Origin of the sequence: Devosia nitrariae, assembly GCF_030160115.1 — a bacterium.
In the GTDB taxonomy this organism is placed as follows: Bacteria; Pseudomonadota; Alphaproteobacteria; order Rhizobiales; family Devosiaceae; genus Devosia; species Devosia nitrariae.
The window spans coordinates 104,170-130,731 of record NZ_BSNS01000024.1; the positions used below are offsets into that span (position 1 = coordinate 104,170).

28 protein-coding genes are annotated in these 26,562 nt (G+C 62.8%); 23 read left to right on the plus strand and 5 right to left on the minus strand.

Features of this window, described 5'->3' with window-relative positions; genetic code table 11:
* Positions 1-343: 343 nt before the first annotated feature.
* Positions 344-667, plus strand: a complete 324-nt coding sequence (locus QQK18_RS23350) for a hypothetical protein (protein ID WP_284342806.1) — start codon at positions 344-346, stop codon at positions 665-667.
* A 347-nt stretch (positions 668-1,014) separates the two neighbouring features.
* Here QQK18_RS23350 and QQK18_RS23355 read toward each other — a convergent pair whose 3' ends face one another.
* On the minus strand, positions 1,015-2,145 hold the full coding sequence (locus QQK18_RS23355; RefSeq protein WP_284342807.1) for a site-2 protease family protein: 1,131 nt from the start codon (positions 2,143-2,145) through the stop codon (positions 1,015-1,017).
* A gap of 386 nt (positions 2,146-2,531) precedes the next feature.
* Between QQK18_RS23355 and QQK18_RS23360 the strand changes: the two genes are divergently transcribed.
* Complete coding sequence (locus tag QQK18_RS23360) at positions 2,532-2,942, plus strand: hypothetical protein (protein WP_284342808.1); 411 nt, start codon at positions 2,532-2,534, stop codon at positions 2,940-2,942.
* 49 nt (positions 2,943-2,991) lie between these two features.
* Here QQK18_RS23360 and QQK18_RS23365 read toward each other — a convergent pair whose 3' ends face one another.
* The 3 genes from QQK18_RS23365 to QQK18_RS23375 are packed head-to-tail and all read right to left on the minus strand — an operon-like array spanning position 2,992 to position 4,142.
* Positions 2,992-3,390, minus strand: a complete 399-nt coding sequence (locus tag QQK18_RS23365; RefSeq protein WP_284342809.1) for a GFA family protein — start codon at positions 3,388-3,390, stop codon at positions 2,992-2,994.
* A 3-nt stretch (positions 3,391-3,393) separates the two neighbouring features.
* A complete protein-coding gene (locus QQK18_RS23370; RefSeq protein ID WP_284342810.1) occupies positions 3,394-3,741 on the minus strand; it encodes a cupin domain-containing protein in 348 nt (115 codons plus the stop codon).
* Entirely contained in the window at positions 3,738-4,142 is a 405-nt protein-coding gene (locus QQK18_RS23375) for a hypothetical protein (RefSeq protein WP_284342811.1), read from the minus strand. The genes QQK18_RS23370 and QQK18_RS23375 overlap by 4 nt, the downstream gene beginning before the upstream one ends.
* A 75-nt stretch (positions 4,143-4,217) precedes the next feature.
* Here QQK18_RS23375 and secE point away from each other — a divergent pair, with 75 nt between their 5' ends.
* From secE to QQK18_RS23420, 9 genes are all read left to right on the plus strand, one after another.
* Positions 4,218-4,412, plus strand: coding sequence for a preprotein translocase subunit SecE (gene secE / locus QQK18_RS23380; protein WP_284342812.1), 195 nt, complete (start codon positions 4,218-4,220; stop codon positions 4,410-4,412).
* A 39-nt stretch (positions 4,413-4,451) separates the two neighbouring features.
* A complete protein-coding gene (gene nusG, locus QQK18_RS23385; protein WP_284342813.1) occupies positions 4,452-4,982 on the plus strand; it encodes a transcription termination/antitermination protein NusG in 531 nt (176 codons plus the stop codon).
* A gap of 165 nt (positions 4,983-5,147) precedes the next feature.
* Positions 5,148-5,576, plus strand: a complete 429-nt coding sequence (gene rplK / locus QQK18_RS23390; RefSeq protein WP_284342814.1) for a 50S ribosomal protein L11 — start codon at positions 5,148-5,150, stop codon at positions 5,574-5,576.
* A gap of 4 nt (positions 5,577-5,580) precedes the next feature.
* Entirely contained in the window at positions 5,581-6,273 is a 693-nt protein-coding gene (gene rplA, locus QQK18_RS23395; RefSeq protein ID WP_284342815.1) for a 50S ribosomal protein L1, read from the plus strand.
* Between the two features lie 319 nt (positions 6,274-6,592).
* On the plus strand, positions 6,593-7,108 hold the full coding sequence (gene rplJ, locus QQK18_RS23400) for a 50S ribosomal protein L10 (RefSeq protein ID WP_284342816.1): 516 nt from the start codon (positions 6,593-6,595) through the stop codon (positions 7,106-7,108).
* A 59-nt stretch (positions 7,109-7,167) separates the two neighbouring features.
* Positions 7,168-7,545 (plus strand): 50S ribosomal protein L7/L12, encoded by a 378-nt coding sequence (gene rplL / locus QQK18_RS23405; RefSeq protein WP_284342817.1) that lies wholly within the window; start codon positions 7,168-7,170, stop codon positions 7,543-7,545.
* Positions 7,546-7,827: 282 nt separating this feature from the next.
* Positions 7,828-11,967 (plus strand): DNA-directed RNA polymerase subunit beta, encoded by a 4,140-nt coding sequence (rpoB, locus tag QQK18_RS23410; protein ID WP_284342818.1) that lies wholly within the window; start codon positions 7,828-7,830, stop codon positions 11,965-11,967.
* Between the two features lie 79 nt (positions 11,968-12,046).
* On the plus strand, positions 12,047-16,231 hold the full coding sequence (gene rpoC / locus QQK18_RS23415; protein WP_284342819.1) for a DNA-directed RNA polymerase subunit beta': 4,185 nt from the start codon (positions 12,047-12,049) through the stop codon (positions 16,229-16,231).
* Positions 16,232-16,339: 108 nt separating this feature from the next.
* On the plus strand, positions 16,340-17,005 hold the full coding sequence (locus QQK18_RS23420; RefSeq protein ID WP_284342820.1) for an O-methyltransferase: 666 nt from the start codon (positions 16,340-16,342) through the stop codon (positions 17,003-17,005).
* A gap of 51 nt (positions 17,006-17,056) precedes the next feature.
* Here QQK18_RS23420 and QQK18_RS23425 read toward each other — a convergent pair whose 3' ends face one another.
* Positions 17,057-17,533 (minus strand): YbjN domain-containing protein, encoded by a 477-nt coding sequence (locus QQK18_RS23425; RefSeq protein ID WP_284342821.1) that lies wholly within the window; start codon positions 17,531-17,533, stop codon positions 17,057-17,059.
* Positions 17,534-17,994: 461 nt separating this feature from the next.
* On the opposite strand from QQK18_RS23425, the gene rpsL reads away from it, so the two are divergent.
* The 12 genes from rpsL to rpsC all read left to right on the plus strand — a co-directional run bounded on the left by rpsL (position 17,995) and on the right by rpsC (position 26,552).
* Positions 17,995-18,366, plus strand: coding sequence for a 30S ribosomal protein S12 (gene rpsL, locus QQK18_RS23430; protein WP_035080811.1), 372 nt, complete (start codon positions 17,995-17,997; stop codon positions 18,364-18,366).
* Between the two features lie 14 nt (positions 18,367-18,380).
* Positions 18,381-18,851: a 30S ribosomal protein S7 gene (gene rpsG / locus QQK18_RS23435; protein ID WP_284342823.1), complete on the plus strand. Its 471-nt coding sequence runs from the start codon at positions 18,381-18,383 to the stop codon at positions 18,849-18,851.
* Positions 18,852-18,862: 11 nt separating this feature from the next.
* Positions 18,863-20,953 carry an elongation factor G gene (fusA, locus tag QQK18_RS23440; protein WP_284342824.1) on the plus strand — a complete coding sequence of 697 codons (2,091 nt, stop codon included), beginning with the start codon at positions 18,863-18,865 and terminating at the stop codon, positions 20,951-20,953.
* Positions 20,954-21,023: 70 nt separating this feature from the next.
* Positions 21,024-22,214 carry an elongation factor Tu gene (tuf, locus tag QQK18_RS23445; protein WP_284342825.1) on the plus strand — a complete coding sequence of 397 codons (1,191 nt, stop codon included), beginning with the start codon at positions 21,024-21,026 and terminating at the stop codon, positions 22,212-22,214.
* A gap of 71 nt (positions 22,215-22,285) precedes the next feature.
* A complete protein-coding gene (gene rpsJ / locus QQK18_RS23450; protein WP_035038345.1) occupies positions 22,286-22,594 on the plus strand; it encodes a 30S ribosomal protein S10 in 309 nt (102 codons plus the stop codon).
* Between the two features lie 85 nt (positions 22,595-22,679).
* Positions 22,680-23,381: a 50S ribosomal protein L3 gene (gene rplC, locus QQK18_RS23455; protein WP_284342826.1), complete on the plus strand. Its 702-nt coding sequence runs from the start codon at positions 22,680-22,682 to the stop codon at positions 23,379-23,381.
* Positions 23,382-24,023 (plus strand): 50S ribosomal protein L4, encoded by a 642-nt coding sequence (rplD, locus tag QQK18_RS23460; protein ID WP_284342827.1) that lies wholly within the window; start codon positions 23,382-23,384, stop codon positions 24,021-24,023.
* On the plus strand, positions 24,020-24,313 hold the full coding sequence (locus QQK18_RS23465; RefSeq protein WP_284342828.1) for a 50S ribosomal protein L23: 294 nt from the start codon (positions 24,020-24,022) through the stop codon (positions 24,311-24,313). The genes rplD and QQK18_RS23465 overlap by 4 nt, the downstream gene beginning before the upstream one ends.
* A gap of 17 nt (positions 24,314-24,330) precedes the next feature.
* Entirely contained in the window at positions 24,331-25,170 is an 840-nt protein-coding gene (rplB, locus tag QQK18_RS23470; RefSeq protein WP_284342829.1) for a 50S ribosomal protein L2, read from the plus strand.
* Between the two features lie 3 nt (positions 25,171-25,173).
* Positions 25,174-25,452: a 30S ribosomal protein S19 gene (rpsS, locus tag QQK18_RS23475; RefSeq protein ID WP_284342830.1), complete on the plus strand. Its 279-nt coding sequence runs from the start codon at positions 25,174-25,176 to the stop codon at positions 25,450-25,452.
* Positions 25,453-25,455: 3 nt separating this feature from the next.
* Positions 25,456-25,836: a 50S ribosomal protein L22 gene (gene rplV, locus QQK18_RS23480; protein ID WP_284342831.1), complete on the plus strand. Its 381-nt coding sequence runs from the start codon at positions 25,456-25,458 to the stop codon at positions 25,834-25,836.
* Positions 25,836-26,552, plus strand: a complete 717-nt coding sequence (rpsC, locus tag QQK18_RS23485) for a 30S ribosomal protein S3 (protein WP_284342832.1) — start codon at positions 25,836-25,838, stop codon at positions 26,550-26,552. The genes rplV and rpsC overlap by 1 nt, the downstream gene beginning before the upstream one ends.
* The last annotated feature ends 10 nt before the right edge of the window (positions 26,553-26,562 follow it).

Genomic DNA, 26,562 nt, shown 5'->3' on the forward strand with positions numbered 1-26,562 from the left:
GCTCTGGCGATTGACGCCGTGGTTCGGCCGATGGCGGTTACCGCCGTCGAATCCTGCCGCCGGTCGTACGCTCCCGCCTGATCTTCACCGGCTTGCGGAAATCTTCCGACAACTCCGTTGCGTCCGCCCTGTTATCCAAATCGGCATAGGGATCAGGGTCGGTGTATGTTTGCGCCATGATTTACGAATTGGCCGGAATCGCAGTGACAATCAAGATCTTCCGCGAGACGGACGATACTGCGGAGGATGAGGTTGTCCGCTTGCGCCAACGCTTCCCGAAAGTCGTGGCAACCGCGAGCCTCCGGCAATCGTTTCCCGTCCTGTCAGCAGCAAGGACGGGGCGATGACGGAAGAGGAACTGAGGCAGCGCTTCGATCTGACGCTCCAATCCATCGGGACCTGGACAGCCGACACCGCTGATTTCATTCGAGCGGCGAGCAAAGCTGATCTCGTCGGCGATCCCGACGAGGAGGCGCTTGAAGCGGCCGAGCAGACGCTTGAGGCCATCAAGGAGGAGCAGCGGTCCCTGGAGGAGGCTTGTCGGTCCTCCTCGTTCAAAAGCGAGGAGATGGAGACTGGAATGGCCACAGCGATGACTGAGCTCTATAACCTCGAGCGGGAGATCGCGGCGGCCATATTGAAACTGCGTGACGTCTGGGATCACTAGGGTTCGTTTGGCTAGTCGAGCTGGTTTCGACCACCCATGAGTTGAGCGGCCGCCGACGGGGCGCCGGCACCAAGCCGCCCCAGGTACCTAAAACCGTTCCGCAGCGGGAGCAGCCGACGAGAGCCTGGCTGGAAAGCTTGGCCGCGGTCAGTTCGTTCCTCGATCCGCATACAGGACAGATGGCCGTCGCTCGAACGGTTTCACGGTCGGTCATGGCCCACCCCTTTCGCTGGCAGGCGGGAACTCCGGTCAAGTCGAGGAAGCTCCCGGACGGCAGACTGCCGAGGTCGGTGGCTGCCGCCTGACTGCACGTTAGCCCTCAGGACGACAGCAGGCGAATCACAGTTTCACTCGTTGCCCGTGACCCACGGGCCGGGCGCTCCCCTCCTCGGCTTCAACTTTCCAGACTGATCCTCGCTGAGCACCATCATCAGCTCGCCCATGTTTTCAGGCGTAATGAGGCCGATGAGGCGCCCGGCTGCGTCGAGCACGGCAACGGCCGGGCGCGCTTCGGCCTGCATCAGGGTCATCGCGTCCTTAAGGCTCTGGCGTTCGTTGACTGTTGGGATGTCCGTTTTCATGATCTCGACGACCGGAGTGTCAGGCTGGCTTTCGCGCAGTCCCCGGATGATGTCGTCGCGCGTCACAAGCCCGCGCAGACTACCCGCGTCGTCGACCACCGGAAACTCGTGCTGACTTGTGGCGAGGAGTTTTTGAACCGCATCCTCGATGCGGCTCGAAGGTGCAAGGGTTTCAAAGCGGCTGAGCATTGCGTCTCGCGCCAGCAGGCCCCTCGATACCTCCCGCACTTGCGCGGCATGCGCCTCTGCACTCGCGCCGAGATAGACAAAGAGCGCGATGAAAAGCAGCAGCGGGTTGCCGAAGAGACCGAGAAAGCCGAAGCCGAAGGCCGCCACTTGGCCGACGGTGGCGGCAATGCGCGTACCCCTTGCATACCCGAGCCAATAGGCGAGCAGGGCGCGCAGCATACGGCCGCCGTCCATGGGGAACGCCGGGATGAGGTTGAAGAGCACCAGGAAGATATTGGCGCCGGCCAGCCGCGCCACGAGGCTGACGCCGGGGTCGTCGAGATCCATGCTCTCGGGGGGCAGGATGCCGCCGAGGACTAACAGCAGGACCGCCGCGATCACGACGTTGACCAGCGGACCGGCGATGGCAACGACGAATTCCTGCGAGGGCTTTTCGGGAATGCGTTCCAGCCGGGCGACGCCGCCGATGGGCAGGAGCGTGATGTCGGGCGTCTGCACACCATAGCGCCTTGCGGCAACCACGTGACCGAACTCGTGCAGCACGACGCAGGCAAAGAGCAGTACGATGAAAAGAACGCTCTCGAGAGCTGCCTGCGGGCCTCCGGCGAACCACGCAGAGCCGCCGATCCAGGCGAGCAGGAGAAAGAAAGTGACATGGACACGCAGAACCGTGCCCATGAACACGCCGATAGGGAAGGACCATCCCATGAAAACGCCCCCTGGATGCGCTGGAGCACAACGAGCCAAACGCGTTTACAGTTCCTCCGGCGGAGCGTCTGGCATTACAGTGAGTGGCGCTCGAAGGATAACGCCACTCCTTCCTTCAGGCTGAGCGGCCTGGCGCCGGCTCCGAAGTCGCTTCGCGTCGTCGAGGATGCCGCCGACCGTCAGTGGCGGCTGTCGCGGGCATACAAGGAGAGGCGGTGGACCAGTCTGAGCCATTCATCACGACGGTTTCAACTCATTCGCACCCCGCCGCAAATAAATCACGTGTTCGTCCACAGGGTGCCGTCAAGCCTTAACTTTGCCGCGATCTTACTGATACCGCTCAAAAATCCGGATCGGCCGGGAATATCGAGAAAGGATGCACTTTAATGAATACCAAAATCCTGCTGCCCGCTGCGCTCGCGGCGTTTCTGGCATTGGCTGCCTGCGGGGACGCGCCGGCGCCCACCAGCGAAGCGACGGAAAGCGAGACGCCGACCGTGAGCGAGCCTGAAACTGAGGCTCCGGTCAGTGCGGCCGCGCCGGCGGACGAGGCAATGGACTCCGCCCAGGATGCGATGCAGGCGGTGCAGAGCCAGATGGGCGCCATGCAGCAGCAGGTGGAGGCAGCCCGGGACCAGCTTCAGTCGATGAGCGATACTGACAAGCAGGCGGCCGTCGCCGAGGCTCGGAAGGCCGCCGAGGACGCCGCACGCGCGGCCGGCCTCGGCGATGACCAGATCCGGCAGGCGGGCGATGCGGCCGAGACCGCCGCAAAGCAGGCGATGGGTGGGGAGTAACGCTTTTAGCGATCGCCGGCATCCGGCCGGCGATCGCTAAAGCGCAGGTTCATCGGGGGCCGTAGAGGGAACAGCTGGTATCCGGAAAGGCGGAGAGCCAAGGGAGTCGCCGGGTGGTCCAGATCTCGGTTTGGGGATGCAGGCGCTCCGCTTCGTCGAGCGTTCCCAGGTGAAAGTCGATATGGCCCTCGAAACGGTTGAAGAGCGGTGTGCCGCATTGCCGGCAGGAATGGCGGGTGGTTTCGGGCGAGGAGCGATAGCTGGTCAGGTTCTCTTCACCCTCGATAACGGCCTTGTCCGCCTTGAAGAGGACGAAGATGCCGAAGGCCGAGCCGGTGTTGCGCCGGCAGGTGCGGCAATGGCAGACCTCGATGCGAACCGGCTCGCCGAAGGCACGGAAGTGGACCGCCTCGCACATGCTGCCACCGGTCCACTCCATGCCGGCCATCGTTTATTCCAGCCAGTCGGTTACGAAGGTGGGATTGGCGTGGATGTCGATCTGCTCGAGGGCGCCGGGGCCGAGATTGACGAATTTATGCGGTACATTGGCGGGCGCTACCACGATCTGGCCGGCCGTGACTTCGATCTGCTCGTCACCGAGGGTGAAGAGCGCGCGGCCGCTGCGCACGATGAAGGTTTCCGAATAGGGGTGGGTATGGAGGCGCGGGCCGATGCCGGGTTTGTCGTAGGCAACGAAAATGACTGAAACCTCGGACCCGTGCGGTCCGCTCTGCCATTCACCCGACCAGGCATCGGCCTTATCATCGGCCCACTGGTGGCGCTTGACGACCTCACTCACGGCTGAAAAGTGAAGCGCGGCGGCGGGGGGAGAGCGTCGAACCGGCGCTGCAAGTTGAGTCGCTGGACCGAGGCGGCAAGATCATCGAACCGCGCCTTGTCCTCGAAGCCAGTGATGGTTTGCGTCAGCGTGTCGTGACGGCAAAGCATCTGCTCGCGGCCGCTTTCGGCGGTCGGATTGCCGCTGTCGGCGGGCGGCTGGGGGCAGCGGCTCTGGGCGGCCACGGGTGCAGTCAGCAGAGTGACCAAGAAAACAATGGAAATGAATGAGGGGTTGCGCATCATTCCTCCTTTAGCGAAGATAGTGCCCGACACGGCGCCGAACAAGGCAACACGCGCAGAACGATGCGGCGGCCGGTCAATTTTCGCATCCGGCCTGTTGCAATTGCCGCTCAAAGCCACTAGATAGCCACTTCCCAGCCGTGCGGGATAACCGCGCGGCGATTGCTTTTGCTTGAAACACAAGTTGAGTCGCTGATGGCCCGCACGAACCCGATCACCTTCTTCCAGCAGGTGCGGCAGGAAGTGAGCAAGGTTACCTGGCCGGGGCGCAACGAGGTTCTGATCTCGACGGCCATGGTCATTGTCCTGGTCATCCTGGCGAGTCTCTTCTTCCTGCTGGCCGACCAGGTGATATCCTGGTTCGTGTCGCTGTTGCTTTCGATCCGCTGAGCGGTCGACAATTGGATTATTAGGAGCGGCTAGCCGGTCATGGCCAAACGCTGGTATATCGTTCAGGCGTATTCGAATTTCGAGCGCAAGGTTGCCGACGCGATCCGCGAGAAGGTTGCGCAGAACAAGCTTGAGCATCTTTTCGAAGACGTGATCGTGCCGACCGAGAAGGTCGTCGAGGTCAGGCGCGGCCGCAAGGTCGACGCCGAACGCAAGTTCTTCCCGGGTTATGTGCTGGTGAAGATGGATATGACCGATCAGGCGTTCCATCTCATCAAGAACACCCCGAAAGTCACCGGGTTCCTGGGCGCGGACAACAGGCCGATGCCGATCTCGGAGGCCGAGGCGATGGCGATCCTGCAGCAGGTGCAGGAAGGCGTCGAGCATCCTAAGCCCTCGATCTCGTTCGAGGTGGGCGAGAGCGTGCGCGTCTCGGACGGGCCGTTTGCCAGCTTCAACGGCATCGTCGAGGAAGTCGACGAGGAGCGTTCGCGCCTCAAGGTGGAAGTTTCGATTTTCGGGCGTCCGACTCCGGTCGAGCTCGAATACGGGCAGGTCGAGAAGGTCTGACCCGAGGCGCTGCATAAGCGCCGAACCGTCCGGCTCCGGTCGGACGGAAATCTGTGGAAGAGGGTGGCGGACGCCATGCCGCCGCAAGTCCCTCGCACCACAGCGTCACAATTGTCCGCGTGACGGCGGACGCAGCGCCCGGCAACGGGCATTGGAAGGACGACTATGGCAAAGAAAATCGTGGGCTACATCAAGCTCCAGGTGCCGGCCGGCTCTGCGACCCCGTCGCCGCCGATCGGTCCCGCGCTCGGTCAGCGCGGCCTCAACATCATGGAATTCTGCAAGGCCTTCAACGCGGCCACGCAGGAGTTGGAGAAGGGCTCGCCCATCCCGACCGTGATCACCGCCTATGCGGACAAGAGCTTCACCTTCGAGATGAAGCAGCCACCGGTGACCTACTTCATCAAGAAGGCGCTGAACCTCAAGTCCGGCTCCAAGGTTCCGGGCAAGGAGAGCGCCGGCACGATCAGTGAAGCTCAGCTTCGCGACATCGCCGAAAAGAAGATGAAGGACCTCAACGCCGATAACGTCGAGGCCGCGATGTCGATGATCGCCGGTTCCGCCCGTTCCATGGGCATTCAGGTCGAGGGCTAAGCCGATGGCAAAGATCGCAAAGAAAATCGCGGCTGCCCGCGAAGGCATTGACCGCAAGAAGCTCTACAAGCTCGAAGACGCCATCAAGATGGTCAAGGAACGGGCTTCGGCCAAGTTCGACGAGACCCTCGAGATCGCCATGAACCTGGGCGTCGACCCGCGTCATGCCGACCAGATGGTTCGCGGCGTCGTCAACCTGCCGAACGGCACGGGCAAGACCGTGCGCGTTGCCGTGTTCGCCAAGGATGCCAAGGCCGAGGAGGCCAAGGCCGCTGGTGCCGATATCGTAGGCGCCGACGACCTTGCCGAGCAGATTCAGGCCGGCAACATCAATTTCGACCGTTGCATTGCAACGCCGGACATGATGCCGCTGGTTGGGCGCCTGGGTAAGATCCTCGGCCCCCGTAACCTGATGCCGAACCCCAAGGTCGGCACGGTGACGCCGGATGTCGCGGGCGCGGTCAAGGCCGCCAAGGGTGGCGCAGTGGAATACCGCGTCGAGAAGGCGGGCATCCTCCATGCCGGCGTCGGCAAGGTTTCGTTCTCGGAAGCCCAGCTCCTCGAGAACATCAAGGCCTTCACCGATGCGGTGCAGAAGTCGAAGCCCGCGGGCGCCAAGGGCACCTATGTCAAGCGCGTGTCCGTCAGCTCCACCATGGGGCCGGGCGTCCACGTGGAGCCGGCTTCGGCCCTCTAGTTACTGAGTTTCGGGCGGCTTCGGCCGTCCGTGACATCGGCCGGCCCGCCGGCCGATGAAGTCCTGTCCGAGACTGCCGGTTCGTCACGCTCTGGTGGCGCTTAAATCCGCAAGGAGCCTGCATAGATGGGGTGAAGACCGAATTTCCGGCCGCAAGGTCAAGGGTTTCGGTTCGAACCAGGCCAAACGCCCTCTGGGGCCAACGGTTTACAGGCATGAAGTGGACATCTCGCGATGTTCGGAACCGTTGCCTCCCCTCGCGGGGGCGACAATTGGCAATGGTCCGGCAGGCATGCCGGGCCGAATGTGGAGACTAGCATTGGAAAGAGCGGAAAAGCGTGAAGTCGTCGCATCGCTCCAGGCGGCCCTCGGCCGTGCCGGATCGATCGTCGTTGCGCACAACACCGGGCTCTCCGTTGCCGACCTCACGGACCTGCGCGTGCAGGTCAAGCAGGCCGGCGGACAGCTCAAAGTCGCCAAGAACCGCCTTGCCAAGCTCGCTCTGAAGGATACCGACACTGCGGACATCTCGGGCCTTTTTACCGGCCCGACGGTAATCGCCTATGCGGAAGACCCGGTGGTGGCGCCAAAGATCGCCGCCAAGTTCGCCGAAAAGAACCAGAAATACGTGGTTCTCGGCGGCGCCATGGGTTCGACCGCGCTCGACGCCAATGGCGTCAAGGCGCTCGCCACGATGCCCTCACTCGACGAACTGCGGGCAACGCTCGCCGGCATGCTCAAGCAGCCGGCTCAGCGCATCGCCACGGTCGTCCAGGCTCCGGGCGGCCAGATCGCCCGCGTGCTGTCGGCCTATGCCGAAAAGGGCGCAGCCTAAGCAAGGCTCCCATCCACTATTGAATCGAACCGAAACTCACCTAGATAGGAAGACCCCAAATGGCTGATCTCGCCAAACTCGTAGACGAACTGTCTGCCCTTACCGTCCTCGAAGCCTCTGAGCTCTCCAAGATGCTCGAAGAGAAGTGGGGCGTCTCAGCCGCCGCTCCGGTCGCCGTTGCCGCCGCCGGCGGTGCCGCGGCTCCCGCCGCTGCCGTCGAGGAAAAGACCGAGTTCGACGTGATCCTCGCCTCCTTCGGCGAGAACAAGATCAACGTCATCAAGGAAGTCCGCGCCATCACCGGCCTCGGCCTCGGCGAAGCCAAGGCGCTCGTTGAAGGCGCGCCCAAGGCCGTCAAGGAAGCCGTGTCCAAGGCCGAAGCCGAGGACATCCAGAAGAAGCTGGAAGGCGCCGGCGCCAAGGTCGAACTCAAGTAGTTCGTCGCGACGAAGTTTTTTGGGGCGGCGCCATCGTGCCGCCTCATTTTACCCCATATGGACAATCTGGGGCTAATGCCGGAACATCCGGCAAGAGGTTGCGGAATAGAGTTTTCCAACGCGCTGAACCGAAACGAGGCGGTTGCCGCCCGTTCGGTATTGCGCGTTTCAGTCGCCTGAAACAGGCAAAATGCAAGGGCACATGTCCCGATACCCGCCGGCTGATTGTCGGGTCTTTGGACATTTGCCTCCGAGACAAATCGCAAGGATCAAGGAGCTTTTATGGCTACCACGTTCAACGGCCGCCGCAAGGTACGCAAATCTTTCGGCTCCATCCGCGAAGTCACGGAGATGCCCAACCTGATCGAGGTCCAAAAGGCCTCCTATGATCAGTTCCTTCTCGTCGATGAGCCCAAGGGCGGGCGTCCGGACGAGGGGCTTCAGTCCGTCTTCAAGTCGGTTTTCCCGATCACCGACTTTTCCAACACCGCCTCTCTCGAATTTGTGAAGTACGAGTTCGAGCAGCCCAAATACGACGTCGACGAGTGCCGGCAGCGTGACATGACGTTCGCCGCGCCGCTGAAGGTCACGCTACGCCTCATCGTCTTCGAAGTGGACGAGGAGACCGGTGCGCGCTCGGTCAAGGACATCAAGGAGCAGGACGTCTATATGGGCGACATGCCGTTCATGACCTCGAACGGCACCTTCATCGTCAATGGCACCGAGCGCGTCATCGTTTCGCAGATGCACCGTTCGCCCGGCGTGTTCTTCGACCACGACAAGGGCAAGACCCATTCCTCGGGCAAGCTCCTGTTCGCTGGTCGCATCATTCCCTATCGCGGTTCGTGGCTCGACATCGAGTTCGACGCCAAGGATATCGTCTATGCGCGCATCGACCGGCGCCGCAAGATTCCGGTGACCTCGCTGCTGAAGGCTCTCGGCATGGACGCCGAGGAGATCCTCGACACCTATTACAGCAAGCTCGCCTACGAAAAGACCGACAAGGGCTGGCGCGTTCCGTACGACGCCGAGAAGTGGAAGGGCGCCAAGCCGACCCACGACCTCATTGACGCCAAGACCGGCGACGTCGTGCACGAAGGCGGCAAGAAGCTCTCGGCCCGTCAGGCCAAGAAGCTCGCCGAGAACGGCCTGACCCACCTGCTGGCGGTCGATGAAGATCTTCACGGCATGTACGTGGCCGAGGATCTCGTCAACCTCAAGACCGGCGAAATCTACGTGGAAGCGGGCGAGGAGCTCGATGAGAAGCTTCTCACCAAGCTTGTCGACCTCGGCTTCACCGATCTGCCGATCCTCGACATCGACCACATCACCATCGGCGCCTACATCCGCAACACGCTTGCGGTCGACAAGAACGAAAGCCGCGAGGACGCGCTCTTCGACATCTATCGGGTGATGCGTCCGGGTGAGCCGCCGACGCTGGAAACGGCCGAGGCCATGTTCCAGTCGCTGTTCTTCGATTCCGAGCGTTACGACCTTTCGGCCGTCGGCCGGGTCAAGATGAACATGCGCCTCGAGCTCGACGCTCCCGACACCATGCGCATCCTGCGCAAGGAAGACATCGTCGAGGTGGTGCGTACGCTCGTCAACCTGCGCGACGGGCGTGGCGAGATCGATGACATCGATAACCTGGGCAACCGCCGGGTGCGCTCGGTGGGCGAGCTGATGGAGAACTCCTATCGGCTGGGCCTGCTGCGCATGGAGCGGGCGATCAAGGAGCGCATGTCGTCGGTTGAAATCGACACCGTCATGCCGCAGGACCTGATCAACGCCAAGCCGGCGGCAGCCGCCGTGCGCGAGTTCTTCGGCTCCTCGCAGCTCTCCCAGTTCATGGACCAAACAAACCCGCTGTCGGAAATCACCCACAAGCGGCGTCTGTCGGCGCTCGGACCGGGTGGCCTCACCCGCGAGCGCGCCGGTTTCGAGGTGCGCGACGTGCACCCGACCCACTATGGCCGCATCTGCCCAATCGAGACTCCGGAAGGGCCCAATATCGGTCTCATCAACTCGCTCTCGACCTTTGCGCGGGTCAACAAGTACGGGTTCATCGAGACCCCGTATCGCAAGATCGTCGATGGCAAGGTGACTGAAGAGGTCGTCTACCTCTCGGCCATGGAAGAGGCCAAGCACTACGTGGCGCAGGCCAATACCGCGGTCAGTGCGAAGAACGAGCTTGTCGACGATCTGATCGTGGCGCGCCACGCCGGCGACAACGGTCTGACGCCCAAGGAGACCGTCGACCTGATGGACGTGTCGCCCAAGCAGATCGTCTCAGTGGCCGCCGCGCTCATCCCGTTCCTCGAGAACGACGACGCCAACCGCGCGCTGATGGGCTCGAACATGCAGCGTCAGGCTGTGCCGCTGCTCAGAGCCGAGGCGCCGTTCGTGGGCACCGGCATGGAGCCGGTCGTGGCCCGTGACTCAGGTGCGGCGATCGGGGCCAAGCGCAAGGGCATCGTCGATCAGGTGGACGCAACCCGTATCGTTATCCGGGCGACCGAAGAGACGGATGCGTCGAAGTCGGGCGTGGACATCTACAATCTGATGAAGTTCCAGCGCTCCAATCAGTCAACCTGCATCAATCAGCGTCCGCTGGTGGTGGTGGGCGACCATGTGGAGGCCGGCGACATCATCGCTGACGGTCCCTCGACCGAGCTCGGCGACCTTGCTCTCGGCCGGAACGTGCTCGTCGCGTTCATGCCGTGGAACGGCTACAACTTTGAAGACTCCATCCTGTTGTCCGAGCGGATCAGCATGAACGACGTCTTCACCTCGATCCACATCGAGGAATACGAGGTGATGGCGCGCGACACCAAGCTTGGTCCCGAAGAAATCACCCGCGACATCCCGAACGTTTCGGAAGAGGCACTGAAGAACCTCGACGAGGCGGGCATTGTCCATATCGGTGCCGAGGTGCAGGCGGGCGACATCCTGGTCGGCAAGATCACGCCCAAGGGCGAATCGCCGATGACGCCGGAGGAAAAGCTCCTGCGCGCCATCTTCGGCGAGAAGGCCTCGGACGTTCGCGATACGTCGCTGCGTGTGCCCCCGGGCGACGCGGGCACGGTTGTCGAGGTGCGTGTCTTCAACCGCCACGGCATCGACAAGGACGAGCGTGCCATGGCCATCGAGCGCGAGGAAATCGAGCGCCTGGCCAAGGACCGTGACGACGAGCAGTCGATCCTCGACCGCAACGTCTACGCACGTCTCAAGGAGATGCTCTTCGGCAAGGTCGCGACCTCGGGCCCCAAGGGTTACGTCACCGGCACCAAGCTCAACGACTCGATCTTCGATGCGCAGCCGCGTTCCAAGTGGTGGCAGTTCGCCGTCGAGGACGACAAGGTGATGGCCGAGATGGAGGCCCTGCACGCGCAGTACGAGGAGAGCCGGCGTCTGCTGGAACAGCGCTTCATCGACAAGGTCGACAAGCTGCAGCGCGGTGACGAGCTGCCGCCGGGCGTGATGAAGATGGTCAAGGTCTTCGTTGCGACCAAGCGCAAGCTCCAGCCCGGCGACAAGATGGCCGGCCGCCACGGCAACAAGGGCGTGGTTTCCCGTATCGTGCCGGTCGAGGACATGCCGTACCTCGAAGACGGCACGCCAGTCGACATCGTACTGAACCCGCTGGGCGTGCCCAGCCGCATGAATGTCGGGCAGATCCTCGAGACGCATCTCGGGTGGGCCTGCGCGGGTGTCGGCCGTAAGATCGACCAGATGCTCAGGGCCTATCAGGCCAAGGGCGATCTGACCCCGCTGAAGAAAGAGATCGGCGATCTGTTTGCCGGCGATGGGGCGATCACCGACCTCGACGACGACGGCGTGGTGCGGCTCGGCGAACACCTTTCCAAGGGTCTCTCGATCGCCACGCCGGTGTTCGACGGAGCCAAGGAAGCCGACATCGTCGAGATGCTGGAGCGGGCAGGGCTCAAGGGCTCGGGTCAGTCAACGGTCTTCGACGGGCGCACGGGCGAGCAGTTCGACCGGCAGGTGACCGTGGGCTACATCTATATGCTCAAGCTCCACCACCTCGTCGACGACAAGATCCATGCCCGTTCGATCGGTCCTTACTCGCTCGTCACCCAGCAACCGCTGGGCGGCAAGGCCCAGTTCGGCGGACAGCGGTTCGGCGAGATGGAGGTGTGGGCGCTCGAAGCCTATGGCGCCGCCTACACGCTCCAGGAGATGCTGACCATCAAGTCGGACGACGTGGCCGGGCGCACCAAGGTCTACGAGGCCATCGTGCGCGGCGACGATACCTTTGAAGCGGGGATCCCCGAAAGCTTCAACGTTCTGGTCAAGGAAATCCGTTCCCTGGGCCTCAATGTCGAGCTCGACATGCGCAGCAACGACAACGAGCCCGACCAGACCGAAGAGCTGGCACCTCCTCAGGACGCGGCGGAATAAGCCTGCCGAGCCCTACCCATCAACGCTTCCGACGGCCGGGCGAGACAAAGCCCGGCCGGGCGGAACGAGGAGAGAACTGATGAATCATCATTCCCACGTCATGGACCCCTTCAATCCGGCGGTTCCGGCGCAGACCTTCGATCAGATGAAGATCAATATCGCCAGCCCGGAGAAGATCCTTTCCTGGTCCTATGGCGAGATCAAGAAGCCCGAGACCATCAACTACCGCACGTTCAAGCCCGAGCGTGACGGCCTGTTCTGCGCGCGCATCTTCGGGCCGGTAAAGGACTACGAGTGCCTTTGCGGCAAGTACAAGCGGATGAAGTTCAAGGGCGTCATCTGCGAGAAGTGCGGTGTCGAGGTCACGCTTTCGCGTGTGCGCCGTGAGCGCATGGGCCATATCGAGCTCGCCGCGCCCGTCGCGCACATCTGGTTCCTGAAGTCGCTGCCGAGCCGCATCGCCTTGCTGCTCGACATGACCCTGAAGGACATCGAGCGGGTTCTCTACTTCGAGAACTACCTCATTCTCGATCCGGGCCTGACCCCGTTCACGCAGTACGAGCTCCTGACCGAAGAGCAGTACATCGACGCCCAGGACGAGTACGGCGCCGACAGCTTCACCGCCAAGATCGGCGCCGAGGCCATCCGCGACATGCTGATGGCGCTCGACCTCGAAAAGATCGCAGCGGACCTGCGGGTCGAAATTGCCGAGTCGACAACCGAACTTAAGCCCAAAAAGCTCGCCAAGCGCTTGAAGATCGTCGAGCAGTTCATCGTGTCGGGCAACAAGCCCGAGTGGATGATCATGACGGTCATTCCGGTCATTCCACCGGAACTGCGTCCGCTCGTCCCGCTCGACGGCGGCCGGTTCGCGACGTCCGACCTCAACGACCTCTACCGCCGTGTGATCAACCGCAACAACCGGTTGAAGCGCCTCATCGAGCTGCGGGCGCCCGACATCATCATCCGCAACGAGAAGCGCATGCTGCAGGAAGCTGTCGATGCGCTCTTCGACAACGGCCGGCGTGGGCGCACGATCACGGGTGCCAACAAGCGTCCGCTGAAGTCGCTCTCGGACATGCTCAAGGGCAAGCAGGGCCGGTTCCGCCAGAACCTGCTTGGCAAGCGCGTCGACTATTCGGGCCGTTCGGTCATCACCGTCGGACCGAACCTGCGACTGCATCAGTGCGGCCTGCCCAAGAAGATGGCGCTCGAGCTCTTCAAGCCGTTCATCTACTCGCGGCTCGAGGCCAAGGGGTTCTCATCGACCGTCAAGCAGGCCAAGAAGCTGGTCGAGAAGGAAAAGCCGGAGGTCTGGGACATCCTCGATGAGGTGATCCGCGAGCATCCGGTGCTCCTCAATCGTGCGCCGACGCTCCACCGCCTCGGCATACAGGCGTTCGAGCCGATCCTCATCGAGGGCAAGGCGATTCAGCTGCACCCGCTCGTCTGCTCGGCGTTCAACGCCGACTTCGACGGAGACCAGATGGCCGTGCACGTGCCGCTTTCGCTGGAAGCCCAGCTCGAAGCGCGCGTCCTGATGATGTCGACCAACAACATCCTGCACCCGGCCAATGGTCAGCCGATCATCGTGCCGAGCCAGGACATCGTTCTGGGGCTCTACTACCTCTCGCTGATGAACGAGAACGAGCCGGGCGAGGGCATGACTTTCGGGTCCATGGCCGAGCTCGAGCACGCGCTCGACAACAAGATCGTCACGCTCCACACCAAGATCAAAGCACGTGTCAAGGCATACGATGCCGAGGCCAACTCGACGACGCAGATCGTCGAAACGACCCCGGGCCGCATGATGATCGGGCAGATCCTGCCCAAGCATCCGGCTGTGCCGTTCTCGGTGGCCAACCAGCTGATGACCAAGAAGATGATCTCCAAGATGATCGATACGGTCTATCGCGGCTGCGGCCAGAAGGAGACGGTCATCTTCTGCGACCGCGTCATGCAGCTGGGCTTCGGCCAGGCGTGCAAGGCCGGCATCTCGTTCGGGAAGGACGACATGGTCATCCCGCCGACCAAGTACGGGATCGTGGAAGCGGCCCGCAAGCAGGTCGAGGAGTTCGAGCAGCAGTACAATGACGGCCTGATCACCCAGGGCGAGAAGTACAACAAGGTGGTCGACGCCTGGGCCAAGTGCGGTGACAAGGTGGCCGAGGAGATGATGAAGGGCATCGCCACGATCCAGTTCGACGAGGAGTCGAAGCGGCAGAGACCCATCAATTCGGTCTACATGATGAGCCACTCGGGTGCGCGCGGTTCGCCGGCGCAGATGAAGCAACTCGCCGGTATGCGCGGCCTGATGGCGCGTCCGGATGGTTCGATCATCGAAACCCCGATCACGGCCAACTTCAAGGAAGGCCTGACCGTGCTCGAGTACTTCAACTCGACCCACGGCGCCCGCAAGGGACTGGCCGATACCGCCTTGAAGACGGCGAACTCGGGTTACCTGACCCGCCGTCTGGTCGACGTGGCGCAGGATGCGATCATCGTTGCAGAAGACTGCGGGACCGACCGCGGCCTGACGATGGAAGCCATCGTCGATGCCGGTCAGGTGGTGGCCTCGCTGGGCCAACGTATCCTCGGCCGCACCTCCGCCGACGACATTCTCCACCCACTGACGGGCGAGGTGGTCGCGGCCAAGGGGACGTTGCTCGAAGAAAGCCACGTGGACGTCATCGAGGCGGCGCGCATCCAGACGGTGCGTATCCGTTCTCCGCTGACCTGCGAGATGCGCCAGGGCTGCTGTGCGGCCTGCTACGGCCGTGACCTTGCGCGCGGCACGCCAGTCAATATCGGCGAAGCGGTCGGCGTCATCGCGGCTCAGTCGATCGGCGAGCCGGGCACGCAGCTCACCATGCGCACGTTCCACATCGGTGGTACGGCTCAGGTGGTCGACTCCTCCTTCCTCGAGGCCGGGGCTGAGGGCAAGGTCGCCTTCCGCAACCCCAACTTCGCCAAGATTGCCGACGGCAAGCTGGTGGTGATGGCGCGCAACGTGCAACTCGTCATCGTCGATGCCGAGGGCAAGGAGCGCACCTCGCACCGCGTGACCTACGGCTCCAAGCTCCTGGTCAAGGAAGGTGACGAGGTGCGGCGCGGCCAGCGTCTGGCCGAATGGGATCCCTATACCCGTCCGATCCTCGCGGAAGTCGAGGGCGAGGCGGTGTTCGAGGATCTGGTCGACGGTGCATCGGTGGCAGAGACCACCGACGAGGCGACGGGCTTTACCAAGCGTGTCGTCATCGACTGGCGCACCAGCCAGCGCGGCGAAGGCCTGCGGCCCGCACTCTCGATTGCGCGCAGCGGCAACGTGGTCAAGCTCGATCGCGGCGGCGATGCCCGCTATCTCCTCTCGGTCGATGCCGTCATCACGGTGGAGCCGGGCGAGAAGGTTGCGCCGGGCGACGTGCTGGCACGTATCCCGCTCGAGAGCGCCAAGACCAAGGACATCACGGGCGGCCTGCCGCGCGTGGCGGAGCTGTTCGAGGCGCGCCGTCCCAAGGACCACGCGATCATCGCCGAGATCAGCGGTACCATCCGCTTCGGGCGCGACTACAAGAACAAGCGTCGCGTGATCGTCGAGCCTCTGGAAGACGGTGTCGATCCGGTCGAGTACCTGATCCCGAAGGGCAAGCCTTTCCATCTGCAGGAAGGCGACGCCATCGAGAAGGGCGAGTACATCATGGATGGCAACCCGGCCCCGCACGACATCCTTGCCATCAAGGGCGTCGAGGAGCTGGCGCGCTACCTCGTCAACGAGATCCAGGAGGTCTATCGCCTGCAGGGCGTGCTGATCAACGACAAGCACATCGAGGTGATCGTTCGCCAGATGCTGCAGAAGGTCGAGATCGTCGAGCCGGGCGACTCCGGGCTCCTCAAGGACGAGCAGATCGACCGGCTGGACTTCGACGAGCTCAACGACCAGCTGGTGGCAGAAGGCAAGAAGCCGGCGACGGCCAATCCGGTGCTGCTGGGCATCACCAAGGCGTCGCTGCAGACCCGCTCGTTCGTGTCGGCCGCCTCCTTCCAGGAGACGACGCGCGTGCTGACCGAGGCTGCAGTTTCCGGCAAGGCGGACCTTCTGGAAGGCCTCAAGGAGAACGTCATCGTCGGCCGCCTCATTCCTGCGGGCACCGGCGCGGGCATCACCCAGGCCAAGCAAATCGCCACCAAGCGCGACGATCTCATTCTCGAGGAGCGTCGCCGGCAGGCATCGACCGCCGCCATTGCCGCTCCGGCAGCCGAATAGGCAGTCGACAACGATCGAAAAGGGCCCCGCGGGGCCCTTTTCTTTTCTGCCGCAGCCTCTCGGAGGGGCATGCGGACGTGATGTCGACCGATGGGAATGGAGGCGGGAATGACAGGCGAACGCTGGCGGGCGGTGGACGATTATGTGGCCGAACGTCTGCTCGGGAGGGACGAAGCGCTTGCCGCGGCTCTCGAGGCCAACGCAGCCGCGGGACTACCGGCGATCGACGTGTCGCCCCTGCAAGGCAAATTCCTCGAACTGCTCGTGCGGATCGCCCAGGCGCGCAGGCTTCTCGAAATCGGCACGCTTGGCGGCTATTCCACCATCTCCATGGCGCGGGCATTGCCGGCCGACGGACAGCTCGTCACGCTCGAATATGAACCGCATCATGCCGAAGTCGCCGCCGCCAATATCGCGCGGGCCGGCGTTGCGGACAAAGTGCGCATAGTCGTCGGTCCGGCGGCCGCAAGCCTGCCGAAACTCGCCGCTGAGGAAGGGGAACCGTTCGACCTCATCTTCATCGATGCCGACAAGCCGAACAACCGCACATATCTGGACTGGGCGGTCAAGCTCAGCCGGCCGGGTACCTTGATCATCCTCGACAACGTGGTGCGGGGCGGAGAGGTCATCGAACCCGACAGCGCGGACGCGAGCATCATCGGTACCCGCGCGGCTTTCGATTTCATCGCTGACCACCCCAGGCTTTCGGCGACGGCCCTTCAAACGGTCGGGGCCAAGGGCTGGGACGGCTTCGCCATGATGGTCGTCAGCTGAGCTTGTCCGCGCATCCCTGGCGATGGCGAAGGTGCGAGGAGCTGGCGTTCCTCACTGGTAGCCGATGTGCTCGGCGAACTGGATGACGATGAGGCTCCAGAGTTCGAACGTCGATTCCATGTATTCGACCGAGACCGGCACGGCGAGGTCGAGTTCCATTTCGACGCAGGCGTCCTTGTCGGCATCGAGATAGGCACGGCTGAAGCGCTTGTTGTAATTCCAGTCGTTGATGACCTCGAGGGTCGGCTTCACGTCGAGAAAGCCCAGATAGAAATTGAGGTCTTCGCAATTGCCACCGTCCTCGTCACAATTGAGGAAGTAGATCTGGTAGAGGAATCCCTCCATGCGGCCGGTGATCTGCGGATTGCCGTTGTCCTGCTCGGAGAGCGAGGCCTTGCCGTAGATGCGTGCGATATCAAGGATCGCCTCAGTGTCGTTGGCCGTCACCAGATCCTGGGCCAGGGCAGGGGCCGCCAGCAGAACGAGGCTCGCCGGCACCAGTGTCATTCGTTTCCAGGATATCAGCATTCTCCCCAACTCCCCAAACTCCCTATGATACGACCGAGGCTCCGGAACGGATTCTACACGTTTGCGGGCCGGCCGATATGCAGATTTGCCGACCGGAAGACCGTCGGGCGTCCTGCCGATGGCGATCGCCTTGAGGACCGCGGGAAACGCATGAACGCTCTGCAGCCTTTTTTGCGAAAGAATCCTTGACGGGGCGAGTCCCCGGCATTAAACAGCGCCTACCTTAGCGGTCGGTCGTGATTGTCGCTTTGGGTGCCTGCCGTCTAGCGCGGGCATCCGGGACACTCAAACACACTGTCGGGTAGATAGACGAAGCAAATCCTTGTGCGCATGACTGTCGCCAAACGGGCGATGGTCCGCTGCAATTGGGGCGCCGCCGTTTCCCTTGGGGTCACGGGCCGAGCGCCATTTTGGTTTGCTTGTCACGATCGAAACGAATTTGGACGATGGAAAGAGCTTGAATGCCGACCATTAATCAGTTGATCCGCAAGCCTCGTGCTTCGAAGCCGAAGCGGAACAAGGTCCCGGCGATGGAGGCGAACCCGCAAAAGCGCGGCGTTTGTTCTCGCGTCTATACCACCACGCCCAAGAAGCCGAACTCGGCTCTACGCAAGGTGGCCAAGGTTCGCCTGACCAACCAGCGCGAGGTGATCTCCTACATTCCCGGCGAGGGGCATAATCTGCAGGAGCACTCGGTGGTGCTGATCCGTGGCGGACGCGTGCGCGATCTTCCCGGCGTCCGTTACCACGTGCTGCGCGGCGTGCTCGACACGCAGAGCGTGAAGGACCGCAAGCAGCGCCGTTCCAAGTACGGCGCCAAGCGTCCGAAGTAAGGAGAACCTGAGTCATGTCCCGTCGTCACCGCGCAGAAAAGCGTGATGTCCTGCCCGATCCCAAGTTCGGGGATCTGGTCCTCACCAAGTTCATGAACTCGCTTATGAAGGACGGCAAGAAGTCGGCCGCCGAATCCATCGTCTACGGCGCATTCGACATCGTTGAGTCCAAGACCAAGCAGGATCCGATCACCGTTTTCCACACGGCGCTCGATAACATCCGCCCGGCCGTTGAAGTGCGTTCGCGGCGCGTTGGCGGTGCGACCTATCAGGTCCCCGTCGAAGTGCGCACCGACCGCCAGCAGGCGCTTGCCATCCGCTGGCTGATCGAGAGCGCTCGCAAGCGCGGCGAGAACACCATGCGGGAACGCCTTTCGGGCGAGCTCATGGACGCCATGAACGGGCGCGGTCAGGCGGTCAAGAAGCGCGAGGACACGCACCGGATGGCTGATGCCAACCGTGCGTTCTCGCACTACCGCTGGTAGGAGGAGCCCAAATGGCCCGCGAATACCCGATCAACCGTTATCGCAACTTCGGCATCATGGCCCACATCGATGCCGGCAAGACGACGACGACCGAGCGCGTCCTCTACTACACCGGAAAGTCCCACAAGATCGGCGAAGTCCATGACGGCGCCGCGACCATGGACTGGATGGAGCAGGAGCAGGAGCGCGGCATCACCATCACTTCGGCCGCGACGACGACCTTCTGGAAGGGTCGCGACGGTGTGATGCATCGCTTCAACATCATCGACACGCCCGGACACGTCGACTTCACTATCGAGGTCGAGCGGAGCCTGCGCGTGCTCGACGGCGCGATCGCGCTGCTCGATGCCAATGCCGGTGTCGAGCCGCAGACCGAGACCGTCTGGCGCCAGGCCGACAAGTACCACGTGCCGCGCATGATCTTCGTCAACAAGATGGACAAGATCGGCGCTGACTTCTATCGCTGCGTCGAGATGATCGGCTCGCGCCTCGGCGCGAAAGCCGTCGTCATGCAGCTGCCGATCGGCGCTGAGAACGAGTTCAAGGGCATCGTCGATCTCATCGAGATGAACGCGCTGATCTGGCGCAATGAAGAACTCGGCGCCCAGTGGGACATCGTCGAGATTCCGGCCGATCTCAGGGAGCGGGCCGAGAAGTACCGCGAGCAGATGATCGAGGCCGCCGTCGAAGTCGACGACGCGGCCATGGAGGCCTATCTCGAAGGCGAGATGCCGGATAACGACACCATTCGCCGGCTCATCCGCAAGGGCACGGTCGACGTGCAGTTCTTCCCGGTGTTCTGCGGCTCGGCCTTCAAGAACAAGGGCGTGCAGCCGCTGCTCGATGCAGTCATCGACTTCCTGCCGTCCCCGATCGACATCCCCTCGATCGCCGGCATCGACGCCAAGACCGAAGAACCGATCGAGCGTCACGCCGACGATACCGAGCCGCTGTCGATGCTGGCCTTCAAGATTGCCAACGACCCGCACATGGGCTCGCTGACCTTCTGCCGCATCTATTCGGGACGCCTCGAGGCCGGCTCGACACTGGAGAACACGGTCAAGGGCAAGCGCGAGCGCGTCGGCCGCATGTTCCAGATGCACGCCAACAGCCGCGAGCAGATCAACGAAGCCTTCGCCGGCGACATCGTCGCCATCGTCGGCCTCAAGGACACCACCACGGGTGATACGCTTTGCGTTGCCAGCGCGCCGGTGATCCTCGAGCGCATGATCTTCCCGGATCCGGTCATCGACATCTCGGTCGAGCCCAAGTCCAAGGCCGACCAGGAAAAGATGAGCCTGGCGCTCAACCGCCTCGCCGCCGAGGACCCGAGCTTCCGCGTCAAGACGGATGAAGAATCCGGCCAGACGATCATCTCGGGCATGGGCGAACTGCACCTCGACATCATCGTCGACCGCATGAAGCGCGAGTTCAAGGTCGAGGCCAATATCGGTCAGCCGCAGGTGGCCTATCGCGAGACCATCACGCGCCGCACCGAGAAGGACTACACGCACAAGAAGCAGTCCGGTGGTTCGGGCCAGTTCGCGCGCATCAAGATGATTGTCGAACCCGGCGAGCCTGCCAAGGGCCTCGAGTTCGTCAACCAGATCGTCGGCGGTGCGATCCCGAAGGAGTACATCCCGGGTGTGAGCAAGGGTGTCGAGTCGGTTATGGGCGCTGGTCCGCTGATCGGCTTCCCGGTGGTCGACGTCAAGGTCACCCTGGTGGACGGCGCCTACCATGACGTCGACTCGTCGGTCCTCGCCTTCGAAATCGCCGGGCGTGCGGGTTTCCGCGAAGCACTGCGCGAGGCCGGCCCGAAGATCCTCGAGCCGATCATGAAGGTTGAAGTCACGACGCCAGAAGACTACATGGGCGATGTCATCGGCGACCTCAATTCCCGTCGTGGCCAGATCCAGGGCACAGAAAGCCGTGGCGTGGTCCAGGTCGTGAATGCCTTTGTGCCGCTTGCCAACATGTTCGGATACGTGAACTCGCTGCGCTCCATGAGCCAGGGTCGTGCGCAATACACGATGCAGTTCGATCACTACGAGCAGGTTCCGCAGGCAGTCGCCGACGAAGTCCAGGCCAAGTACGCCTAAACAGCGCAAGCCTAACAACAGAAACCAACTGAATGTCGGCCTCTGCGCTGACGACATACGGAGAAAAGCGATGGCGAAGGAAAAATTCTCCCGCAACAAGCCGCACTGCAACATCGGCACCATTGGTCACGTGGACCACGGCAAGACCTCGCTGACGGCAGCGATCACCAAGGTCCTGGCCGAAACCGGCGGGGCGACCTTCAAGGCCTATGATCAGATCGACGCGGCTCCCGAAGAGAAGGCGCGCGGCATCACGATCAACACGGCTCACGTCGAATACGAGACCGAGAACCGCCACTACGCTCACGTCGACTGCCCCGGTCACGCCGACTACGTGAAGAACATGATCACCGGTGCCGCCCAGATGGACGGCGCCATCCTGGTGGTGTCGGCTGCCGACGGCCCGATGCCGCAGACCCGTGAGCACATCCTGCTCGCCCGTCAGGTTGGCGTGCCGGCGCTGGTCGTGTTCCTCAACAAGTGCGACATGGTCGACGATCCGGAGCTGCTCGAGCTCGTCGAGCTCGAAGTGCGTGAACTCCTCTCGTCCTACGAGTTCCCGGGCGACGACATTCCGATCGTCAAGGGTTCGGCCCTCGTTGCCCTCGAGAACGGCGATCCGAAGCTCGGCCATGATGCCGTGCTCGAGCTGATGCGCCACGTCGACGAGTACATCCCGCAGCCGGAGCGTCCGGTCGACCAGCCGTTCCTGATGCCGATCGAAGACGTGTTCTCGATCTCGGGTCGCGGCACGGTGGTTACCGGCCGTGTCGAGCGCGGCATCGTCAAGGTTGGTGAGGAAGTCGAGATCGTCGGTATCAAGCCGACCCAGAAGACGACCGTGACCGGCGTTGAAATGTTCCGCAAGCTGCTCGACCAGGGCCAGGCTGGCGACAACATCGGCGCGCTGATCCGTGGTATCGACCGCACCCAGGTCGAGCGCGGCCAGGTGCTGTGCAAGCCCGGTTCGGTCACTCCGCACACCGACTTCGTGGCCGAGGCCTACATCCTGACCAAGGAAGAGGGCGGCCGTCACACTCCGTTCTTCGGCAACTATCGTCCGCAGTTCTATTTCCGCACCACGGACGTGACCGGTGTGGTCACGCTGCCGGAAGGTACCGAGATGGTGATGCCGGGCGACAACATTAACATGAACGTTCAGCTGATCGTTCCGATCGCCATGGAAGAGAAGCTGCGCTTCGCTATCCGTGAAGGTGGCCGCACTGTCGGCGCCGGTGTGGTCGCGAAGATCCTGAAGTAAGGGTTGCATGACATTCGCGGCGCGCGACATTGCCTCGCGCGCCGCGTTCCATTGTTGTCAGGATTAACAAGATGAACGGTCAAAATATTCGCATCCGGCTCAAGGCCTTTGACCATCGCGTGCTCGATACGTCGACGCGCGAGATCGTCAATACGGCCAAGCGCACGGGCGCGCAGGTTCGCGGCCCGATCCCGCTGCCGACGCGAATTGAAAAGTTCACCGTCAACCGCTCGCCGCACATCGACAAGAAGTCGCGCGAGCAGTTCGAGATCCGGACCCACAAGCGTCTCCTCGACATTGTGGATCCCACGCCTCAGACGGTCGATGCGCTGATGAAGCTCGATCTCGCCGCCGGCGTCGACGTCGAAATCAAGCTCTGAAGTCTGGAGTTTCCGCGCCTTCCAGTTAATGGGTCCTCTTAAGAAAATGACCCGGAACGGCGCCAAAGAGAGAAGGTAGCAACCGATGCGTTCTGGATTGATCGCACAGAAGCTGGGCATGACCCGCATCTTCATGGACGACGGCTCGCACGTCCCCGTGACGGTGCTCGGTCTGCAGAACTGCCAGGTGGTGGGCCAGCGCACGTCCGAAAAGGATGGCTATGTGGCGCTGCAGCTTGGCGCCGGACAGGCCAAGGCCAAGAACAAGACCAAGGCCGATCGCGGACAGTTCGCCGTCGCCAAGGTCGAGCCCAAGAGCCATATCGCGGAATTCCGCGTCGATCCGGACAACCTCATCGAAGTGGGCGCCACGCTGAAGGCCGACCACTTCTCCGAGGGCCAGCTCGTGGACGTGACCGGCACCTCGATCGGCAAGGGCTTCCAGGGCGGCATGCGGCGCTGGAATTTCGGGGGCCTGCGGGCTTCGCACGGCGTGTCGGTCTCACACCGCTCGATCGGTTCGACCGGTGGCCGCCAGGACCCGGGCAAGACCTTCAAGAACAAGAAGATGCCGGGGCACATGGGCGCCCGCCGCATCACCACGCAGAACGTCAAGGTCGTCCGGACCGATGTCGAGCGCGGCCTGATCATGGTCCAAGGGTCGGTTCCGGGCGCCAAGGGCGGCTGGATCCAGATCAAGGACGCGGTCAAGAAGCCGGCGCCTGAGGGCGCGGCGCTGCCGGGCTCGTTCAAGACCGCCGCTGAAGCTGCGGGGGAAGGTAAGTAAATGGAACTCCAGGTCACAACCCTCGACGGCAAATCGGCCGGCAAGGTTGAGCTTGCCGAGGACGTATTCGGTCTCGAGGTCCGTCCGGACATCCTGCACCGCATGGTCCGCTACCAGCAGCTCAAGGCAATGGCGGGCACGCACAAGGTCAAGCATCGGTCCGAAGGTGCGGGCACGGGCAAGAAGTTCGTCAAGCAGAAGGGCTCGGGCGGCGCCCGTCACGGCGACCGCAAGGCGCCGCAGTTCCGCGGCGGCGGCCGCGCGTTCGGTCCCGAACCGCGCAGCCACGCCATCGATCTTCCCAAGAAGGTCCGCGCGCTCGCCCTGAAGCACGCGCTCTCGGCCAAGGCCAAGGGCGGCGAGATCGTCGTCGTCGACAGCCTCGTCCAGAAGGATGCCAAGACCGCTGCGTTGCGCACGACTTTCGGCAAGTTGTCGCTGACCAACGCGCTCATCATCGACGGGGCGGAAGTCGACAAGAACTTCGCGCTTGCCGCACGCAACATTCCGCACATCGATGTCCTGCCGGTGCAGGGCCTCAATGTGGTCGATATCCTGCGCCGCGAGAAGCTGGTGCTGACCAAAGCCGCGCTCGAGGCAATCGTGGCGCGCTTCAACAAGACTGACGAGGTGTCGGCATGAACAAGCTCGCTGCCTATGACATCATCCGCAATCCGGTCGTGACTGAAAAGTCGACGATGGCCTCGGAGCACAACCAAGTCGTCTTTGACGTCGCGGTCGACGCCTCCAAGCCCGAGATCAAGGCTGCCATCGAGCAGCTCTTCTCGGTCAAGGTCAAGGCGGTCAACACCTTTGTGCGCAAGGGCAAGGTCAAGCGCTTCCGCGGCCGGCTCGGCACGCGCAACGACGTCAAAAAGGCCGTGGTGACCCTCGTCGACGGCCAGTCGATCGACATTTCGACCGGCTTGTAAGAGGGGAGAAGAGAACAATGGCTCTCAAGCACTATAATCCGACCTCCGAGGGCGTACGCCACCTCATTACGGTCGACCGCTCGGAACTCTGGAAGGGCAAGCCGGTCAAGGCTCTGACCGAAGGCCTGACCAAGTCGGGTGGCCGCAACAACTATGGCCGCATCACCGCCTACCACCGCGGCGGCGGCCACAAGCGGACCTACCGCCTCGTCGACTTCAAGCGCGCCAAGTTTGACGTCGAAGGAACGGTCGAGCGGCTGGAATACGACCCCAACCGCACCGCCTTCATTGCGCTCGTCTCCTACAAGGATGGTGAGCAGGCTTATATCCTGGCTCCGCAGCGGCTTTCCGCCGGGGACAAGGTGATCTCGTCGATGAAGGCGATCGACGTGAAGCCGGGCAACGCCATGCCGCTCGAACGCATGCCGGTCGGCACGATCGTGCATAACATCGAGCTCAAGCCCAAGAAGGGTGGCCAGATCGCTCGCTCGGCCGGCGCCTATGCGCAGTATGTCGGCCGCGACCAGGGCTGGGCGGTCCTGCGCCTCAACTCGGGCGAGCAGCGCCGCGTGCATGGCTCGTGCCTTGCAACGGTCGGCGCGGTCTCGAACCCGGACCACTCGAACACCACTGTCGGCAAGGCGGGCCGCAACCGCTGGCTCGGTTGGCGCCCGGTCAACCGGGGCGTCACCATGAACCCGGTCGACCACCCGCATGGCGGCGGTGAAGGCCGCACCTCGGGCGGCCGTCATCCGGTCACCCCGTGGGGCAAGCCGACCAAGGGCAAGAAGACCCGCTCCAACAAGTCGACGGACAAGTTCATCGTCCGCTCGCGTCACGTCAAGAAGGGCCGCTAAGCCATGACCCGTTCGATTTGGAAAGGCCCGTTCGTCGATGGCTACCTGCTGAAGAAGGCAGAGAAGTCGCGCGAGAGCGGCCGCAATGAAGTCGTCAAGATCTGGAGCCGTCGCTCGACCATCCTGCCGCAGTTCGTGGGCGTCACGTTCGGCGTGCACAATGGCCAGAAGCACATCCCGGTCCTCGTGACCGAGGAGATGATCGGCCACAAGTTCGGCGAGTTCGCACCGACCCGGACCTATTACGGCCACGCGGCCGACAAGAAGGCCAGAAGGAAGTAAAAGATGGGCAAGCCGAAGACACCGCGCGCGCTCCCCGACAACGAGGCCAGGGCTGTTCTGCGCATGATCCGCATCAGTCCGCAGAAGCTCAACCTCGTCGCGCAGCTCATCCGCGGCAAGAAGGTCGAGAAGGCGCTCGCCGAACTCGAATTCTCGCACAAGCGTATCTCGGGCCAGGTCAAGAAGGTGCTGGAAAGCGCCATTGCGAATGCCGAGAACAATCATGGGCTCGATCCTGATGCGCTGGTCATCAAGGAAGCCTACGTGGGCAACTCGCTGGTGATGAAGCGCTTCCACGCGCGCGGCCGTGGCCGGTCTTCGCGTATCCTGAAGCCGTTCGCACACCTGACGATCGTCGTCCGCGAAGTTGAGGAGGCCGCATAATGGGCCAGAAAATCAATCCGATAGGCTTCCGCCTCGGCATCAATCGCACTTGGGATTCGCGTTGGTACGCCAACAAGGGCGAATACGGTTCGCTCCTGCAGGAAGATCTCAAGATCCGCGAGACCCTGCTCCAGGACCTGAAGCAGGCGGCGGTCTCCAAGATCGTCATCGAGCGTCCGCACCGTAAGTGCCGCGTGTCGATCCACACTGCCCGCCCGGGCATCGTGATCGGCAAGAAGGGCGCCGACATCGACAAGATCCGCGCCAAGGTGAAGAAGTTCACCGACAGCGAGGTGCACATCAACATCGTCGAGGTGCGCAAGCCCGAGACCGATGCGACCCTCGTTGCGCAGGGCATCGCCCAGCAGCTCGAGCGCCGCGTGGCGTTCCGCCGCGCCATGAAGCGCGCGGTGCAGACGGCGGTCCGCATGGGCGCCGGCGGCATCCGCGTCAATGTGGGCGGGCGCCTTGGCGGTGCCGATATCGCCCGCACCGAATGGTACCGCGAAGGCCGGGTGCCGCTGCACACGCTGCGCGCCGACATCGACTACGGCATGGCCGAAGCCGAGACGACCTACGGCATCATCGGCATCAAGGTGTGGATCTTCAAGGGCGAAGTGCTCGAGCACGATCCGATGGCCCATGAGCGCCGCGCCACCGAAGGCGGCGAGGGTGCTGGCCAGCGCCGTCCGCAGCCCGAGCGCGAACGCGCTTAAGGAAGGTTAG

Bases quoted from the DNA above. Each gene is read 5' to 3' on its own strand.
- secE (WP_284342812.1), top strand. From the start codon at position 4,218: ATGGCCCGCACGAACCCGATCACCTTCTTCCAGCAGGTGCGGCAGGAA.
- rpoB (WP_284342818.1), top strand. From the start codon at position 7,828: ATGGCTACCACGTTCAACGGCCGCCGCAAGGTACGCAAATCTTTCGGC.
- QQK18_RS23355 (WP_284342807.1), bottom strand. From the start codon at position 2,145: ATGGGATGGTCCTTCCCTATCGGCGTGTTCATGGGCACGGTTCTGCGT.
- fusA (WP_284342824.1), top strand. From the start codon at position 18,863: ATGGCCCGCGAATACCCGATCAACCGTTATCGCAACTTCGGCATCATG.
- rpsS (WP_284342830.1), top strand. From the start codon at position 25,174: ATGACCCGTTCGATTTGGAAAGGCCCGTTCGTCGATGGCTACCTGCTG.
- rplD (WP_284342827.1), top strand. From the start codon at position 23,382: ATGGAACTCCAGGTCACAACCCTCGACGGCAAATCGGCCGGCAAGGTT.
- QQK18_RS23465 (WP_284342828.1), top strand. From the start codon at position 24,020: ATGAACAAGCTCGCTGCCTATGACATCATCCGCAATCCGGTCGTGACT.
- rpoC (WP_284342819.1), top strand. From the start codon at position 12,047: ATGAATCATCATTCCCACGTCATGGACCCCTTCAATCCGGCGGTTCCG.
- QQK18_RS23360 (WP_284342808.1), top strand. From the start codon at position 2,532: ATGAATACCAAAATCCTGCTGCCCGCTGCGCTCGCGGCGTTTCTGGCA.
- rpsG (WP_284342823.1), top strand. From the start codon at position 18,381: ATGTCCCGTCGTCACCGCGCAGAAAAGCGTGATGTCCTGCCCGATCCC.
- rplV (WP_284342831.1), top strand. From the start codon at position 25,456: ATGGGCAAGCCGAAGACACCGCGCGCGCTCCCCGACAACGAGGCCAGG.
- rplA (WP_284342815.1), top strand. From the start codon at position 5,581: ATGGCAAAGATCGCAAAGAAAATCGCGGCTGCCCGCGAAGGCATTGAC.
- tuf (WP_284342825.1), top strand. From the start codon at position 21,024: ATGGCGAAGGAAAAATTCTCCCGCAACAAGCCGCACTGCAACATCGGC.
- rplB (WP_284342829.1), top strand. From the start codon at position 24,331: ATGGCTCTCAAGCACTATAATCCGACCTCCGAGGGCGTACGCCACCTC.
- rplL (WP_284342817.1), top strand. From the start codon at position 7,168: ATGGCTGATCTCGCCAAACTCGTAGACGAACTGTCTGCCCTTACCGTC.
- QQK18_RS23365 (WP_284342809.1), bottom strand. From the start codon at position 3,390: ATGGCCGGCATGGAGTGGACCGGTGGCAGCATGTGCGAGGCGGTCCAC.
- QQK18_RS23425 (WP_284342821.1), bottom strand. From the start codon at position 17,533: ATGCTGATATCCTGGAAACGAATGACACTGGTGCCGGCGAGCCTCGTT.
- QQK18_RS23420 (WP_284342820.1), top strand. From the start codon at position 16,340: ATGACAGGCGAACGCTGGCGGGCGGTGGACGATTATGTGGCCGAACGT.
- rplC (WP_284342826.1), top strand. From the start codon at position 22,680: ATGCGTTCTGGATTGATCGCACAGAAGCTGGGCATGACCCGCATCTTC.
- nusG (WP_284342813.1), top strand. From the start codon at position 4,452: ATGGCCAAACGCTGGTATATCGTTCAGGCGTATTCGAATTTCGAGCGC.
- rpsL (WP_035080811.1), top strand. From the start codon at position 17,995: ATGCCGACCATTAATCAGTTGATCCGCAAGCCTCGTGCTTCGAAGCCG.
- rplK (WP_284342814.1), top strand. From the start codon at position 5,148: ATGGCAAAGAAAATCGTGGGCTACATCAAGCTCCAGGTGCCGGCCGGC.
- QQK18_RS23350 (WP_284342806.1), top strand. From the start codon at position 344: ATGACGGAAGAGGAACTGAGGCAGCGCTTCGATCTGACGCTCCAATCC.
- rpsC (WP_284342832.1), top strand. From the start codon at position 25,836: ATGGGCCAGAAAATCAATCCGATAGGCTTCCGCCTCGGCATCAATCGC.
- rpsJ (WP_035038345.1), top strand. From the start codon at position 22,286: ATGAACGGTCAAAATATTCGCATCCGGCTCAAGGCCTTTGACCATCGC.